General features: G+C 47.4%; 14 protein-coding genes and 3 pseudogenes. 3 read left to right on the forward strand and 14 right to left on the reverse strand.

Annotation, left to right across the window (positions count from 1 at the left end; translation table 11 throughout):
* Position 1: 1 nt before the first annotated feature.
* Positions 2–400: a hypothetical protein gene (locus tag ACTWJ7_RS25205; RefSeq protein WP_079345993.1), complete on the reverse strand. Its 399-nt coding sequence runs from the start codon at positions 398–400 to the stop codon at positions 2–4.
* Between the two features lie 148 nt (positions 401–548).
* Here ACTWJ7_RS25205 and cysC point away from each other — a divergent pair, with 148 nt between their 5' ends.
* Positions 549–1,187, forward strand: coding sequence for an adenylyl-sulfate kinase (gene cysC, locus ACTWJ7_RS25210; RefSeq protein ID WP_301879502.1), 639 nt, complete (start codon positions 549–551; stop codon positions 1,185–1,187).
* A 109-nt stretch (positions 1,188–1,296) separates the two neighbouring features.
* Here cysC and ACTWJ7_RS25215 read toward each other — a convergent pair whose 3' ends face one another.
* The 11 genes and pseudogenes from ACTWJ7_RS25215 to ACTWJ7_RS25265 all read right to left on the reverse strand — a co-directional run bounded on the left by ACTWJ7_RS25215 (position 1,297) and on the right by ACTWJ7_RS25265 (position 11,320).
* Positions 1,297–3,135 carry an ABC transporter ATP-binding protein gene (locus ACTWJ7_RS25215; RefSeq protein ID WP_301879503.1) on the reverse strand — a complete coding sequence of 613 codons (1,839 nt, stop codon included), beginning with the start codon at positions 3,133–3,135 and terminating at the stop codon, positions 1,297–1,299.
* A 3-nt stretch (positions 3,136–3,138) separates the two neighbouring features.
* On the reverse strand, positions 3,139–4,335 hold the full coding sequence (locus tag ACTWJ7_RS25220) for a nucleotidyltransferase domain-containing protein (protein ID WP_301879504.1): 1,197 nt from the start codon (positions 4,333–4,335) through the stop codon (positions 3,139–3,141).
* The gene (locus ACTWJ7_RS25225) at positions 4,319–4,801 is read right to left on the reverse strand and encodes a lasso peptide biosynthesis B2 protein (RefSeq protein ID WP_301879505.1); all 483 of its coding nucleotides are present in this window, start codon (positions 4,799–4,801) and stop codon (positions 4,319–4,321) included. Before ACTWJ7_RS25225 ends, ACTWJ7_RS25220 begins: the two co-directional genes overlap by 17 nt.
* A gap of 4 nt (positions 4,802–4,805) precedes the next feature.
* Positions 4,806–5,104: pseudogene (locus ACTWJ7_RS25230) on the reverse strand (lasso peptide biosynthesis PqqD family chaperone).
* Positions 5,101–5,478: a hypothetical protein gene (locus tag ACTWJ7_RS25235; RefSeq protein WP_443145967.1), complete on the reverse strand. Its 378-nt coding sequence runs from the start codon at positions 5,476–5,478 to the stop codon at positions 5,101–5,103. The pseudogene ACTWJ7_RS25230 and the gene ACTWJ7_RS25235 overlap by 4 nt, the downstream one beginning before the upstream one ends.
* Positions 5,475–6,047, reverse strand: a complete 573-nt coding sequence (locus ACTWJ7_RS25240; RefSeq protein WP_443145968.1) for a hypothetical protein — start codon at positions 6,045–6,047, stop codon at positions 5,475–5,477. The genes ACTWJ7_RS25235 and ACTWJ7_RS25240 overlap by 4 nt, the downstream gene beginning before the upstream one ends.
* Before the next feature lie 143 nt (positions 6,048–6,190).
* Positions 6,191–6,328, reverse strand: coding sequence for a paeninodin family lasso peptide (locus ACTWJ7_RS25245; protein WP_205524973.1), 138 nt, complete (start codon positions 6,326–6,328; stop codon positions 6,191–6,193).
* 73 nt (positions 6,329–6,401) lie between these two features.
* Entirely contained in the window at positions 6,402–8,333 is a 1,932-nt protein-coding gene (locus ACTWJ7_RS25250; RefSeq protein ID WP_301245334.1) for an asparagine synthase-related protein, read from the reverse strand.
* On the reverse strand, positions 8,330–9,274 hold the full coding sequence (locus ACTWJ7_RS25255; RefSeq protein WP_443145969.1) for a sulfotransferase family protein: 945 nt from the start codon (positions 9,272–9,274) through the stop codon (positions 8,330–8,332). Before ACTWJ7_RS25255 ends, ACTWJ7_RS25250 begins: the two co-directional genes overlap by 4 nt.
* Positions 9,275–9,297: 23 nt before the next feature.
* Positions 9,298–9,597, reverse strand: coding sequence for a hypothetical protein (locus tag ACTWJ7_RS25260; RefSeq protein ID WP_443145970.1), 300 nt, complete (start codon positions 9,595–9,597; stop codon positions 9,298–9,300).
* Positions 9,598–9,980: 383 nt separating this feature from the next.
* Positions 9,981–11,320, reverse strand: a pseudogene (locus ACTWJ7_RS25265) (MFS transporter).
* Positions 11,321–11,582: 262 nt separating this feature from the next.
* Here ACTWJ7_RS25265 and yhbH point away from each other — a divergent pair.
* The gene (yhbH, locus tag ACTWJ7_RS25270) at positions 11,583–12,749 is read left to right on the forward strand and encodes a sporulation protein YhbH (protein WP_094936710.1); all 1,167 of its coding nucleotides are present in this window, start codon (positions 11,583–11,585) and stop codon (positions 12,747–12,749) included.
* Positions 12,746–14,184, forward strand: a pseudogene (locus tag ACTWJ7_RS25275) (SpoVR family protein). The gene yhbH and the pseudogene ACTWJ7_RS25275 overlap by 4 nt, the downstream one beginning before the upstream one ends.
* Positions 14,185–14,289: 105 nt before the next feature.
* Here ACTWJ7_RS25275 and ACTWJ7_RS25280 read toward each other — a convergent pair.
* Both ACTWJ7_RS25280 and ACTWJ7_RS25285 read right to left on the reverse strand, forming a co-directional pair.
* Complete coding sequence (locus tag ACTWJ7_RS25280) at positions 14,290–14,568, reverse strand: type II toxin-antitoxin system RelE/ParE family toxin (RefSeq protein ID WP_301879508.1); 279 nt, start codon at positions 14,566–14,568, stop codon at positions 14,290–14,292.
* 3 nt (positions 14,569–14,571) lie between these two features.
* On the reverse strand, positions 14,572–14,805 hold the full coding sequence (locus tag ACTWJ7_RS25285) for a hypothetical protein (protein WP_301879509.1): 234 nt from the start codon (positions 14,803–14,805) through the stop codon (positions 14,572–14,574).
* Between the last annotated feature and the right edge of the window lie 151 nt (positions 14,806–14,956).

Below are 14,956 nucleotides of genomic sequence, written 5' to 3' on the forward strand. Positions count from 1 at the left end.
TTCAAAACCGTTTATTTTCTCGCTCGGGATGATGAAACAGTTCGAGTAATGTCTGGGGTTTCCCACTGGAAGCCAGCCACTCTCTAACCATTTCAATCGCACGTGTCTGACCGTCACCACTATCCCGCCAGGTAAGCAGTTCAATCACTTTAATAATCAGGGCAGACATATTATGGTTATCATGCTCAGAGCGATCTGCCCGCAATTTATGATAGAGAGCCTCCTGCTCCCAATCAAGCAAAATCTCGTCGCCAATGGTAGGCTTCATCAAGGTGTAGGCTCTACCACATCCTGAACAGCGAACCGCACTGACCTGTTCTTGGGCAAAGATTGCCCGGATATCCTGATCGCAATCGGCGCACTGGAAATAAACCTGTATGTTGTGTATGTTATTATTCATGTTGGTGTTCCTCCTGCTATGTATGTACTACATCTATACCCGAATTATCGTTGATTCACGCTAAATTCCGTCAAATTCAGAAGGTGCTATAATCTTGTAAATATGTTAAAATATTATACATATCATAAGTAGGAAGAGGCGGATATCCATGTCAAAGGAAGAGCGTAACATTACCTGGCAGCAATCCAGCTTAAAGAGGCAGGACAGGGAGAAGCATAACGGTCATCGCAGTCGGGCCTTATGGTTCACCGGGTTATCCGGTGCAGGAAAATCCTCGCTTGCATTTGCTCTGGAGCAATACCTGTATGAAAAAGGGGTTCATTGTTACGTGCTTGACGGGGATAACGTACGTCACGGACTGAATCGGGACCTTGGCTTCACGGCTGAGGATCGGCAAGAAAATCTGCGCCGGATTGGTGAAGTTTCCAAGCTAATGGTAGATGCCGGATTGTTTGTTCTTTCTGCCTTTATCTCGCCGGATGCACAGGATCGAAATAGGGTAAGACAGCTCTTTAAAGCTGATGATTTCATTGAAATCTATGTACGTTGTTCGATCGAAGAGTGTGAACGACGTGATCCGAAGGGGCTTTACAAAAAGGCCCGCAGCGGTGCCATTCCACATTTCACCGGAATTTCCGCCCCCTATGATATTCCAGAAGATCCTACACTAATCATTGATACCGAAGAGCTTTCTGTTGAAGAAGCCGTACATGAAATTGTGCGGCATCTGGAACGGGTCGGTGCATTTCAGCTGCCGCAGCCTGTAAGCAATGCCATCGTTCACTAAATGAAAATGGCAATCATATTGAATTACCTCCCGACTACACATACATCAAAGGCGCTGCCTCAAATGGCGCGCCTTTTTGCTTTGTTCATTTCCGGATTTACCGAGAGAATCATTGCCCCACAACACCCGCCTGCATATTCAACAGTTTGCTGAACGTGCCAACCGGATCCGTAGATAATTGCTGATATCCACCTTGCTGGATAACCCGACCCTCATCCAGAACGATTACTCTATCCGCTGTTCGAATGGTGGATAGTCGGTGGGCGATAACAATAACGGTGACATGCCCTTTCAGGCGCTCAAGGGCCTCGTGAATATGCTGTTCGTTCTCGCTATCCAGCGCACTCGTCGCCTCATCCAGTACCAATACAGAAGGGTTCCGAAGCATGGCCCGGGCAAGCACCAAACGTTGACGTTCGCCGCCAGATAAACGGATACCTCGATCACCGATAATCGTATCTAATCCTTGCGGTAGTTTGTGTACAAACGTTGCAGACGAAGAAAACTGTAATGCATGCCACATCTGTTCCTCACTGGCATTCGGATCAACCAGACGCAAATTTTCACGAATGCTGGTATGGAACAAAAAAGGGTCCTGAGAGACATAACCTATCGAACTTCTCCAGGCTAACAATCGATTCTCGGTTAAAGGCACCCCATCCACCAAAATCTGACCGCTCTCTGGACGAATGAGTCCCATAATCAGATCAATCATCGTGCTCTTTCCGGCTCCCGACTTGCCTACAATGGCCGTCATGCCTTTCGCCGGAATGGATGCATACGCCTCGAATAACGAGTAGGTATCACTGCCTTCATAGCGAAAATTTACTTGCTGACACTCAATGGATTCCTTAAGCACCAGGGGCTCAATGGGACGCGCATCCCCACCTTCCTGATCATGTGGTTCATCAGCATGAACTGTTTTTTCGCTAATCTCCCGGCTTTTTTCCGTCTCTGTCTGTAACTCTCTCACAATCTGAAACGCGGGCAGCATGGAACTCATATACTCCAGATTGGACTGAATGGACGTGAAGCGTGGCCACAATCGGGAAAAGATCAGAATGATAAGCAACAAACTTGCCGGAGGTACTGCGAGCACATGCAGGGATAAATAGATAAAAGCCGCAATAATGACAGCCGCCGATACTCGATGAATCAGCTGTGTACTACTATTCAACTGACTGAACTGAATCACGTTATGTTCAATCCGCCCACACATACGCTCAAACCAGCTGATATGTGATTTTTCAAGCATATTGCTCTTAATATCCTTGATTCCGTTAAAGTGCTCTGTAATGCCATTGTAATAGCTCTGGGAATATTCGGATGTCTGATCCCCGATCTGTTTTGCCCGCTTCACGAATTTTCTCAACACAATAAACAATACCAATCCGCAGACCAGGACAAGGGTGGTTAACTTGGCAGACAACCAGAAAGCCAGACCGATTTGAATACCGGTAAAGATCAAGGAAGCCGCCATTTGAAGCATAATATTCGTTCCCTGACTGACTCGGGCGAGTTCGGTCGTTAATATATGATTAAAATCGGATTTTCGTTTTTGGAGGAAAAAAGACCACTGCGCCATAATGATGGCACGATAGGTTTCCATACGCAGCGTTCGAACAAATTGCTGCTGAATTCGCGTGTTGCGAATCGTCTGAAGACGTTGAAGCCAAGCCTGTCCGGAGACAATGAGGACAAAGGTCAACAGCACCAGCAGCAGCCGGCCATTTTCCGGAAAACGATTTAAAAATTCGGATATCCAGGGTAAGTGCAGACCTGTGGAACCCATTTCAAAAATACCAATGAGACTTAACATCGGAACGAGCATATATATGCCGATTCCTTCCATCAGACTGATGCAGATCATGCCCAGCAGGTTCCAATATAACACTGGGCCTGTTACACGATGCAGCTTGCGCATAAAGAATTGCAATTCCGAAATCATAGGTTATCCCCTCTCCGTCATCGTGTTCCTTTTGATTCGCCGCCAGAACCAGAGAAACGGACGTAACGGAAAATACAAAAAATGCAGTGAACGCGGAAGCGGTAGTTGATCTACATCCCAGGTACTTGGGTACAAACGCTCAATGAAGAAAAACAGCTTCTGCCTTGTGCTTCGCAATGCGAACAGATAGGAACGATAACTCTTTACATCTGCCGGGCTCTCAATCATCTCATTCATGAACACTACGCCGCGTCTCGCTAATTTCTCTCCCTCACGTCTGTGGGAGGACAACAAGGTGAGGTAATTGGCATCTATAGGCGTATCCAGCAGTACAGAAGCGAGATGAAGAGCCTGTGAACCGATGGATAATCTGCCCTCAGCTTTCAGGCGTCGCTCCACTTTTTTGACGTCCAGTGGCATGCACCGAATCATCTGGTCGATATCCAGCAGCCAGCGCAGTCTGAACCACCCATGTCTTGCGCCGTGCGTCACGAGATATGCCCACAGATCCTCCCTTTCCAGCATACGGACAGGCGTCTGGGTATAAGTGCTGAATCGGCTGCGTTTCCAAAGCAATTCAAAATCAGTTTCTCTTCCCGAATCCGGGTTAAGTCGCCAGTGGATCTCCACTTGAGTTCGTTTGACCGGGTGTTTGTAACAGATATGATGTTCCCGCCATTTCCAGCTGGCAACGGTCCGTGTTCGTTTGCCTTCCTTCGATTCATAACCAAGCATTTCAAGGATCTCTTCCGCGGACTCCACATCATCAAAAGGAATGAGGATATCCAGATCTTTAGAGGTCCGCAAGGATATATCTCCGTAAAGATCATGTGCCAGTGCAGGTCCTTTGAGTGTTATATTCCGAATGCCTCGTTCACGAAAAGCACCACACACCTGCTCCATTTCGGCGGTCAGATGCAGCATGCGAAACGTATTGGCTGTATATTGCTGCCTCAGGTTTTCCACTACAAAAGCGGGAATAACCGCTGAATCCAACTCTTTTATTTTCAGATAGAGAACTGAATATAATCGATGATGATGGGCGAGCTGCAAAAAGAGCTGCCAGTCCATTCCCTTCATCTGTATCCGGGCGTCCTCAGGGGTTATTGCTGTTAGATCGCCTTTAATCATGCTCAAAATCAGTTTAAGCTCCTGCGGAAAATTCGCTGTATAGTTTTCCCATTCATGTATCGTAGACAATCTCTCCAGCTCCCCTCTCAGGACACCGCTTGCCAAACACGCCGACAACCGTATATTGGTCCATTGTATCTGCTCCGGTCACAATCAATTTCCCACTTCGCAGCCAGGCATGTGCCATCATTTGGCCTTGTTCATTCCGTGCAGTACCCATATATAGAGTACTCTCCACTTTACGGCGTTCCAGCATCTCCATCGCTGCGATTGCCATGACAAGGCAACGGCTCTCCCATAAGGTATACCTGCTGGCAATGAGTATGGCTTTAGAAATATTTCGTATTGTCGTCACATCACTTCGATGGAGTCCCGTCATCGGCGTTTCGTACATCGGTGTACCGAGACCTGGAGCAATCTTGGCAAAAGGCATCGCCTTCAGTATTCGTGCCCACCCAAGGTGGACATAGGCTTCCCATACCAATCCACGGATTTCACGCGGCAATGAACGATAGGCTTTAATTTTTCGTAACATGGCTCTACTCTCCGCGGGTAACGTCAATTAATCCTTCATGCGTCAGATGCTCAAGGAATTGAACAACCTGTTCACGGCATAGCTCTGGTTCAATCTCATATTCTGAGGCTAACACTTCAACCAATTCATTCAATGTTCGTTCTTCACTGATCAGGTCCCAGATTCGTCCACCCGTGCTGCCCAGGTTATAGTACTTTCCGTTATGAATGCTCATCATGACTTTTTCCCGCCCATGTCACTGACAAGATTGCCTTCCTTCCGCAACACACGGTCTTCCCCATTCATTGGCTTCGTTGCTGTCATTGTCCTGTATACACTCCTTTACGTGCATGTTCTGTAATCTGGTCAGCCATCTCAAAAGCAGTAAAATCAGATCCTGACCTCGTGATTCTGAAAACTTCGATACTGGCGGACAGTCGTGAGACTGTCTCGAACAGCCATTGTGCCAGACCCTGCCTGGTCACAAGTCCACTACGAAAGGTATGAGAGCACAACATGTGAAGGCGTTCCAATCCTGCAACTTCCATTAGCTGTACGGGTTTCAGCATCTCTTCCGGCTTTGGATCAAGTTCAAAAACAGCAGCAAGCGGAACCGGTCTATCGTGAAAATAGTGCTGAACAGGTATCGCGTACTTCGTAATCTCTGCATGAACCGTTGCATAATCCTGTTCCTTCATGCCGAATCCATCAAGGCTGGGCTGCCATAACTTTTGCTGCGGATACCCCGGCGATACGATTGCTCTTCCCCCGCATCCCATGTCAGAGCCACAACATCATCCGTTAAGAGTGGATAACCACGTGAAGCAAGTGCAGCGGATAAAGTAGATTTGCCCGCACCCGAATGTCCAACAAACGCATATGCCCAACCGTCAATGACCACCGCACTTCCGTGCAGTGGAAGAATGCCGCGCTGCATCATAATGACGGCCATACATGTGCCCAGCACGAACAATCTAACCTTTTTGTCGTCCGCTCCCGCTTTAGGGGATACCACAATGCGGCGTCCTTGCTCCATGAGAAACAGACCCGTATCCTCGATTCGAAAAAAAAGACTGCCATTCCGGGATACAAAGTTATCGCTCCCCACATCCCACTCTTCCCAATGTGCTTGCAAATCAGCAATCTCAATGTGTACATCCGCATGGACAGCTTCAGAATCTGTACCGTTCTGTACGGTTTGGAGTTCAGGCATGGGGAATTGGCTCAACCAACGCAAGCCATACGCTTCATACTGCACAGGCAACAATGAATGACTCCTCCTTCACGATCTGCATGTAGATAAAAAAAGCCCTTATATTCGCACTGCTCAATATAAGGGCGGAGGCGAAAAGTGGAATACTGCCCTTTCCGCCCTTCTAAGTATGATGGCACATGTTAAAACTAAACAACTTAGGAAGTTGGATCGTACATGTCAGCATCGTGAACTGTAATCCAGTCGATCTGTCTGTAACCTACGCCCGCCATTGTTTGGTTCACTTCCAATACTTCCAGTGCTGGTGCTTGCCATTCCTTTTTTTCCATTTGCATCGTGTTCACCTCCTCTCATGAGTCAACTGATTAGAATCCTTATCCCTTTATATCGCTAGATTCACCAGATACATCAGAACTTTCGGATGAATCGATATACGATCAGGCTATGCATCATTAACCGCAAGTCCGGGTGGGAAGCAAGCTCGGGTCGAGGGTTTGGAAAATTCGCAAGTGCCGACTTGATTCGCTCTGTGTTCAATATGCCAGCGACCCGGCTGTCAGAACATAGCGCACGCAATTCCGCAGTAAAATCACCCCAATTGGGAATCATGCGGTGCAACCAATCTGCGGGCTGAACACCGCGCACTCGCTGGTTTAATCTCACTTTGTCTGGCAGCTCTGGTGAGGTAGCCCGACGAATCAAGGCGCGATCCGTACCTTGACTAACATATTGTTCAATCGGTACAGACAGACAGAAACGAATCACTCTGGCATCACTCGTAGGATCGCGTTCCCATGCCCGATAACGAAGAGAGCATTTGGTGGCGACAGCACCATTTTTGTTCGCAATAGCCAGGTTGTTGAATTTCTCTGCTCGTACTTTAAGCGCATCTGCCTGAGCACCGCCTTGCAGAACAATAATGGATTTGAGCCGTTCCAATACGCCTGTTCGCCTAGCAAACTCCGGATGGATTAATTGCACCGATGCGGCCTGGGCAGCCCCCTTCGACATGGATTTGAACAATTCCGGATACGCTTTTCGGCCCGTAATTTTGGCAATTCGCGAGAATTTCATCCCGGTACGTTCACTGTACTGCTGCATTTCCCTGAGCCACCGGAACCAGCGTCCGCTTTTTAGCAAACTAGCGTAATAATCCAGTGCCGGCCCCCAGGAAACCGTGAAGTTGCCCCGTGCTCCAGTCAATAAAATGCCTGCATCCTGCTGGCTCGCTTTTTCATAGAATCCACGAATCCAGAATGAGTTCTCAAAATATTTATAGGGCATTTCCATCATATCAAGCCAGGTATCTACTTCACTAAGAGGACTTCTCCCCTCGAAATCAAGATAATTCTCTGTGATATTACCGACGTGATTAACGGTAGACTGGATAAAAGGGCGTTCATCCGCTAACAGCGTTTTCGATGTATAATCCGTAAAATCAGACACCGGAACATAACTGTACGCATTTAACGTTTTCCCCTGTCTCCGCAGTGTTCCTGACGCAAATCCAACCACAGCTCCAGAATCCAGCCCTCCGCTCAAAGCAGCAGCCACCTGTCGATGCGTTCGCAAACGCGATCCAACGGCTTGACCAAACACCTCACGGAAAGCTTCTACATACTCCCCGTCTGACTTGAGTCTTAGAGGCTCCACTTCGTCCCAGCGATGATATTGTTTCTGTTCCAGCCTGCCATCCCTGAAGCTAAGCGTATGGGCAGGGGGCAGCTGGCTTACTCCACGATAGACGGTAGAATGGATATCTGCTGAGTCATGCATGTCGGGAATGGCAAGAAATTCGGACAACCAGATTTCATCCAGCTCTTTATGTACACCTTCCAATTGCAGTAACGGATTCATTAAGGTACAGAAGGCAAACCGCTGACCATCATGCCGAAAATAGAAGGATCTCATGCCAGTAATGTCTCTGGCAGCGAAGAGTCTGCGCTTGCGATCGTCCCAGATGGCGAAGGCAAAATCGCCAAGCAGTTTCTCCGCCATATGTTCATCCCATCGCTGATATGCACGCAGGATCAGTTCACTATCCGACAATCCTGCTAACTCCGCTCTCGATATAGAGAGTTGATCTGCCAGCTGTTCCCGATTATCCAAAATGGCATCCGCCGTGATGGTCAGACCGCTCACTTCATCAAATAAAGGCAATTGCTCCCTGACCGACTCCGGTGTAATCCACTGGGCGTGGCAGCTCAGGAAGGCTTCATTACCTTTCCAGACCCCCGTTGTATCCGCCGGAACGTGCCCCAGACTGGCATATAGGTGCCAACTGTCCTCCCATAACGCTTGCTGACCATCGGTGTGAACAATTCCTGCTATAGCGCTCATGACTTTCCTCCCCGAAGTATCTTGCGCTGTGAAGCCCAGGCGCTTAACTGGTTACCAAACGGAATCAAGGATTTGATACGCTGAATCTTGCTATGAGCAGAGGCGAGTTGTGCCTTCAATCGTTCCCGCTCATTGTACCCTCGCTCCAGCCGATTATCGGCTGCACGAAGTGCGGCTTCCAGTTGCCTGATGGTTGCAAGTGCGGCCAGTGTCGGATCAATCGCTTCTGGTTCACTCGTTCCCGGATTATTGTTATTGCCATCTTGCGTACCGTCCGCAACGTCTACAGGCTGCATCCGGTAACCATGCTGCCAGCTGCAGCCTGTTGCTTCGGAGAATTGACGATCTAGCTTTGCAATGACTTCCTCATCCGGGCCAGCTTCATAGCGCACCCCCGTCCATTGCTCGGCTTCTTCCAGCTGTACACTGTACCCCATCCGATGGAACAGATCTGCACCCATTACTCGGCAATAAAATTCAACTTCCTGTGGATCTAGTATATTTTTCCAGTTGTTAACAGAATCCTTATGAGCTTCCTGATGCGAGGAGAGAAACGGATCACCGACACCCATACTGTAGAACATATTGGACTTTGTACTATCCGCAAAGCGTCCATATTGCTCTATTCCTTCTTCATATCCGATACCAAGAAAACCACATAACTTTTCCATTTCGTCCCGAGGATTGGAGACGAGTTGTTCGTATTGAACTTCATAGGCATTCGTGTGTTTGTCCGCAAAATAATCATTCAAACGGAGCATACCCAGCGTGAGATCAACTGCTTTCATATTAAGATTCGGACTCTTCAAGCTGCGAATCAGTTCGAAGCCTTCTCCAGTATGGCGGTTTACCTTTTTGTAAGAAGCAGCTACGGCAAGGGGGTTACGCTGAAGATGAATGCGCTTGGACTGTGGAAACAGGCGATCCAGCCATTCCAGCATATAATAGTAACGAGGAGATTTATCTACGAGGAAGTCTGCCCGCTCCCCTCCAGAAATCCGTTATAAATTTCAAGAGCAAAGCTTCTGCACGCCTTTTCAAAACCTTCGTCTGAGACCATGGCGCTATAAAACTGACGGATGATAGCACTTCCGCCATAGGGGCGGGAATCAGCCTTCTGCAAATCTACAAGATTCATCAGAAACCACATCTCTTGTGTAGCAAATACACGGCTGTGATTTTGCAGCATCACGGTGGATAGCGAACTTCCACTGCGAGGTACACATAGTAGTAAGACAAGTCCGTTACCATGAACATCTACCAAGGGCAGCCTCTCCTCTGTAAAATTAAAATAAGCATGCAGTTGGTATAGCTCTCTTTATCTCAACATCGGCTATAAAAACCATAAGGGAATAGGTATATTGGATAATGTGCTTTCGACAACTTTTAGATACGATATGTATTCATAGTTTTACTCTATGATACAAAATGTATCATGTCAATCTTTTATTTTCACCTTTTCATAATATCTTTCTATCCACTCTATTCTGTTCTCTGTCGTTTAAGCACTTATACATTTTCTATCGTCCTTACCAGTTATGACTGTTGCACAAACATGAAAAAGCTCTGGAGCCGTTTACGAATAAACAGGCCCACAGAGCACTATTATTAATAATAAAAGATTAGCTATACCACATCGTTAACCACTCATCCAGTCGATCTTGCCTCCGACCCTTTCGCTGAAATCGGATGATGCATCCAGCCTTGCTCTTCTTCCTGATTGGCCTGTATTGCATCCGACATGCCCTGCTGCACCTTAACCGTTAATAACACAGCAATCCCAGCAGCGAAAAAGAAAATCAGAGACAGGATTCCCCAGCGGGTTGACCCTGTTAATTGACCCACCCAACCGAATACAAACGGCCCAAAAATCGAAGAGAATTTGCCTGTAATATTAACAAAACCAAAATACTCTCCTGTTCTGCCTGCAGGCATCAAATTGCTGAACAAGGAACGTGCCGTCGATTGGCTTACGCCCTGAACTACGCCAACCAGTCCGGCGAGCAGATAGAAATGCATGGCTGACGTCATGAAATATCCCAAAATTACGATGCATATGTAAATGGACAAGCTGACCATCAACACCTGCTTCGCACCCCAACGCTGTGCCCATGCCCCCAATAGCAAAGTGCAAGGAAACCCGATAAACTGGGTCAGTAACAAGGCCAACATCAGATCGGCTGTGCCGATCCCAATGCTTGTACCGTAAATGGTCGCCATCAGGATAATCGTGTTAATGCCATCATTGAAAAACCAGAAAGCAACCAGCATACGCATCAACTGGGGAAAACGCCGTATCTGGCGAAACGTTTGGCGAAGTCTGCGTACGCCCACACCAGCATAGCCTTTCCATGACTTGGGCAATTCTGGCGATGCAGGCCGACGTGGGGCATGGCGAAATAATGGAATGGAGAACACCAGCCACCACAACGCTACCGAGATAAAAGCAAGCCTCGTTCCAGCAAGCGTACTTCCCATCCCAAACCAGCCAGGCTGTTGAATCATCAGCATATTGACCGCAAGCAACAGCCCTCCACCAATGTATCCATAAGCATACCCTTTGGAGGACACCATCTCTCTTCGCTCAGCTGATACCAGATCAGGCAGCATCGCATCATAGAACGTGTTGCCACCCGCAAAACCGATGGTCGAAATGACCAGCAGAGCAGAAGCAAGCAGCCAGTCTCCCTCTCCAATGATGCTGAATCCAAGCGTTGCGATAATGCCAATGATGGAGAATACCCTTAGAAAGTCCCCTTACGTCCCGATAAATCCGCCAAGGTCCCCAGCAAAGGGGTTAACAGGGCTACACATAACATGCCGATGGAATGGGTATACGCTAGATAAGATGCTGCGGTATCTGCATCCAGCGTAGCAGCAGCCACAGAAGCATAGAAGACGGGAAGAACCGCTGCAAGTACCGTCGTCGCATAGGCCGAGTTGGCCCAATCATACGTAATCCATGCCTTAATTGCCCGTTTATCCAAATGGTATCCTTCCTTTGCACACATCCCTCAAAAGGATGTTAAGTAAACACCTGTCACTATTGTAAAGGAAGTTCTTCACACTTGTTCACCGTTTCTGTAAAAAAGTTCCGGGCGATCTGTGCATTTTTAGCTGATCCCGGAAGGGAAACTCGCGCAATTGTATCATTTTATCTACTCACGCATCACATATCATCCCCGCCCGTGAATATACTTAATTACCGACAGGCCAAACTGTGCCGCGTAATCAATGGGGGGTGCCTACATGTCAAATTCACACCAGCCTTACTCGTTCGTCGTATCCCGGGAAGATTGGTCGCTTCACCGCAAAGGGTACCAGGACCAGCAACGCCATCAGCAAAAGGTTAAAGATGTCATCAAGCAGAATCTGCCTGATTTGATTACCGAAGAAAATATCATTATGTCCGATGGACAACAAATCATCAAGGTACCAATCCGCAGTCTGGATGAGTACCGTTTTGTGTATAACTACCAAAAGCAAAAACATGTGGGCCAGGGAGACGGTGACAGTCAGGTCGGAGATGTCATCGGACGTGATCCCGCTTCGAAGAAGCCAGGCAAAGGTGAAAAAGCCGGAGATCAGCCTGGGCATGACATCGTTGAAGCTGAGGTGAGCATCGAAGAATTGGAAGATATGCTTTTCTCGGAACTGGAGCTTCCGGATCTCAAGCAGAAAGACAAAGATCAGATTGAGACACATACCGTTGTATTCAACGATATTCGAAAAAAAGGCATGCAGTCCAATATTGACAAGAAACGTACCATATTGGAGAACTTGCGCCGCAACGCCACGACCGGCAATCCGGGTATTCACCATATCAGTCCGGATGATCTGCGTTACAAAACGTGGGAGGATAAAATCATTCCACAATCCAATGCGGTCATCATCGCCATGATGGATACTTCCGGATCGATGGGTTCCTTTGAGAAGTATTGCGCACGCAGCTTTTTCTTCTGGATGACCCGTTTCCTCCGTCGTCAGTATGAGAAGGTCGAAATTGTTTTCCTCGCCCATCATACCGAAGCCAAGGAAGTGACCGAGGAGGAATTTTTCACGCGCGGCGAAAGTGGAGGCACTATCTGCTCCTCTGTATATATGAAGGCATTGGAAATTATTGATAGCCGTTACCCGCCTTCCAGCTACAACATCTACCCTTTCCACTTCTCGGATGGGGATAACCTGACCTCGGATAATGAGCGGTGTGTCAAACTGATTGGAGAACTGATGAAACGCAGCAACATGTTTGGGTATGGCGAGGTGAATCAGTACAACCGCAGCAGCACACTCATGTCTGCCTATCGTCATATCAAGATCGACCAGTTTATGTATTATGTAATCAAAGAAAAAGGCGAAGTGTACAAAGCTTTGCGCAGCTTTTTCCAGAAACGGGAAGGAGGCAGCGTAGGATGACTGATGAAATCCGCGACCTTGAATACGCCATTGCCGAGATTATGGAAATTGCCAATGGATTCGGACTGGATTATTATCCGATGCGTTATGAAATATGCCCTGCCGATATCATCTATACCTTTGGAGCGTATGGTATGCCGACCCGGTTCAGTCACTGGAGCTTCGGGAAGACTTTTCATAAAATGAAGATGCAGTATGATTTTGGACTCAGTAAGATTTATGAGCTCGTAATCAATTCCAACCCTTGTTATGCTTTCCTGCTGGATGGCAATTCCCTGATCCAGAACAAGCTGATTGTCGCACATGTGCTGGCGCACTGTGATTTTTTCAAAAACAACGCTCGGTTCTCCAAGTCGAATCGCAATATGGTGGAGAGTATGGCAGCAACTGCTGACCGGATCAGCAACTATGAGATGGAATATGGTACAGAGGCTGTTGAAGCGTTCATTGATGCCGTTATAGCCATTCAGGAACATGTCGATCCACAGTTGATCAAACCCCGCCATTTGGACAAACAACGCTATATGGAGATGAAAATGCGGGAGCAGCGCGGGGAAAAAAAGCCAAGGCCGGAAGGTCGCTATGATGACCTGTGGTCCCTTGATGATATCCAGACCGAGGAAAAACCTGTAGAGGGCATACAAGTACATCACTTCCCCCAGAACCGGAAAAGGATATTATGTGGTTTATCCAGGAATTTTCCGAAGTGTTGACGGATTGGCAGCGGGATATCATGAGTATGATGCGTGAGGAAATGCTCTATTTCTGGCCGCAGATGGAAACCAAGATTATGAATGAAGGCTGGGCCTCCTACTGGCATCAACGCATTATACGGGAACTGGACCTGAACAGTGAGGATACGATTGAATTTGCCAAACTGAACTCTTCTGTCGTGCAGCCATCCAAGCAAAGTTTGAATCCCTACTATTTAGGGCTGAAAATATTCGAGGATATTGAACGTCGCTGGGATAACCCTTCCCGGGAAGAAAGAGAACGTTTTGGACGTCAACCGGGGCAGGGTCGGGCCAAAATGTTTGAGGTTCGTGAATTCGATTCCGACACCTCATTTATCCGCAATTACATGACCAAGCAATTAACCGAAGACCTTGACCTCTATGTATTTGAGAAAAAAGGCCCGGACTGGAAAATTACCGACAAGTCCTGGCAAAACATACGGGATCAGCTTGTATTTTCACGCGTCAATGGTGGTTCTCCATACCTGGTCGTTCAGGACGCCGATTACCTGCGAACAGGCGAACTCGTGCTCAAGCATCAATATGAGGGCATCGAGCTGGATCTGAAATATATGGAACGGACCCTTCCTTATCTGTACCGCCTCTGGGGACGTACCGTCCATGTGGAAACACGGGTTGAAGATAAGCCGATCTGGTTCACATATGATGGCAAGAAGCACCACCGCAAGTTCTTATCATAAGAATACAAAAAGCGGCAAGTCCCTGGCATATGGCGGGGACTTGCCGCTTGGCATTTTTTATGAATATTAGTTTACAAATCAGTGATGATTAGCAACGAGTTAAAATCAATATTTAAAATTGCGCTTCATGGCACCGTGCTTAAATGAAGTAATCACATAACGCTCACCTTTGTCCAACACTTTGTAAGATACAACGTATCGATCCACGATACAGTAATATGTATTGCGGTACTCACGGGACGGCATCAATGTGCCCATGGTGACCGCCTTCTGTTCCACTCGCTGAATAAGATTAATTTTGTATTCCATCGTTTCTTGGTCTGTAAAATGTTCACTCTTGATCTGGCGAAGTCGGTTCATCGCCGTTGCGGTCCATTGAACCATCAATTACAGCTCACCACGCTTCACCAGTTCAATCAGGTCATCTGTCGAATACAGCTTGCCCTGCTCGATGTCTTTCTCGGATGCTTCAATCATTTGTCTTATTTCCGTATCGGAATCCAGCTCATCCACCGGGTTATACACTTCATATTCCAAGCCGGCAATACGAATGAATTCCTTATGATCTTTCTCATATGATTCAATGACAGTGCCATCAGGAGCTTTCAGACTAAAATTCATCCCTTGCAACCTCCTTCGATGATATCGCTATACCTGCTGATGAGAACCTTAATCTGAATTATAGCATACAACCGTGTTGCATCCCATCATCTCCAACGCTTCAGCATTTCAATCCACTTTTCTGTTGTCAGTAAGAAGCTAAATAACCGCT

Source organism: Paenibacillus sp. 1A_MP2 (assembly GCF_052244825.1).
GTDB classification, from domain to species: domain Bacteria; phylum Bacillota; class Bacilli; order Paenibacillales; family Paenibacillaceae; genus Paenibacillus; species Paenibacillus vandeheii.

What these genes read in the sequence shown, in the direction of transcription:
- ACTWJ7_RS25215 (WP_301879503.1), bottom strand. Translation starts at nt 3,135, where the DNA reads ATGATTTCGGAATTGCAATTCTTTATGCGCAAGCTGCATCGTGTAACA.
- ACTWJ7_RS25205 (WP_079345993.1), bottom strand. Translation starts at nt 400, where the DNA reads ATGAATAATAACATACACAACATACAGGTTTATTTCCAGTGCGCCGAT.
- ACTWJ7_RS25255 (WP_443145969.1), bottom strand. Translation starts at nt 9,274, where the DNA reads ATGCTGGAATGGCTGGATCGCCTGTTTCCACAGTCCAAGCGCATTCAT.
- ACTWJ7_RS25235 (WP_443145967.1), bottom strand. Translation starts at nt 5,478, where the DNA reads ATGAAGGAACAGGATTATGCAACGGTTCATGCAGAGATTACGAAGTAC.
- yhbH (WP_094936710.1), top strand. Translation starts at nt 11,583, where the DNA reads ATGTCAAATTCACACCAGCCTTACTCGTTCGTCGTATCCCGGGAAGAT.
- ACTWJ7_RS25280 (WP_301879508.1), bottom strand. Translation starts at nt 14,568, where the DNA reads ATGGTTCAATGGACCGCAACGGCGATGAACCGACTTCGCCAGATCAAG.
- ACTWJ7_RS25250 (WP_301245334.1), bottom strand. Translation starts at nt 8,333, where the DNA reads ATGAGCGCTATAGCAGGAATTGTTCACACCGATGGTCAGCAAGCGTTA.
- cysC (WP_301879502.1), top strand. Translation starts at nt 549, where the DNA reads ATGTCAAAGGAAGAGCGTAACATTACCTGGCAGCAATCCAGCTTAAAG.
- ACTWJ7_RS25245 (WP_205524973.1), bottom strand. Translation starts at nt 6,328, where the DNA reads ATGCAAATGGAAAAAAAGGAATGGCAAGCACCAGCACTGGAAGTATTG.
- ACTWJ7_RS25225 (WP_301879505.1), bottom strand. Translation starts at nt 4,801, where the DNA reads ATGTTACGAAAAATTAAAGCCTATCGTTCATTGCCGCGTGAAATCCGT.
- ACTWJ7_RS25285 (WP_301879509.1), bottom strand. Translation starts at nt 14,805, where the DNA reads ATGAATTTTAGTCTGAAAGCTCCTGATGGCACTGTCATTGAATCATAT.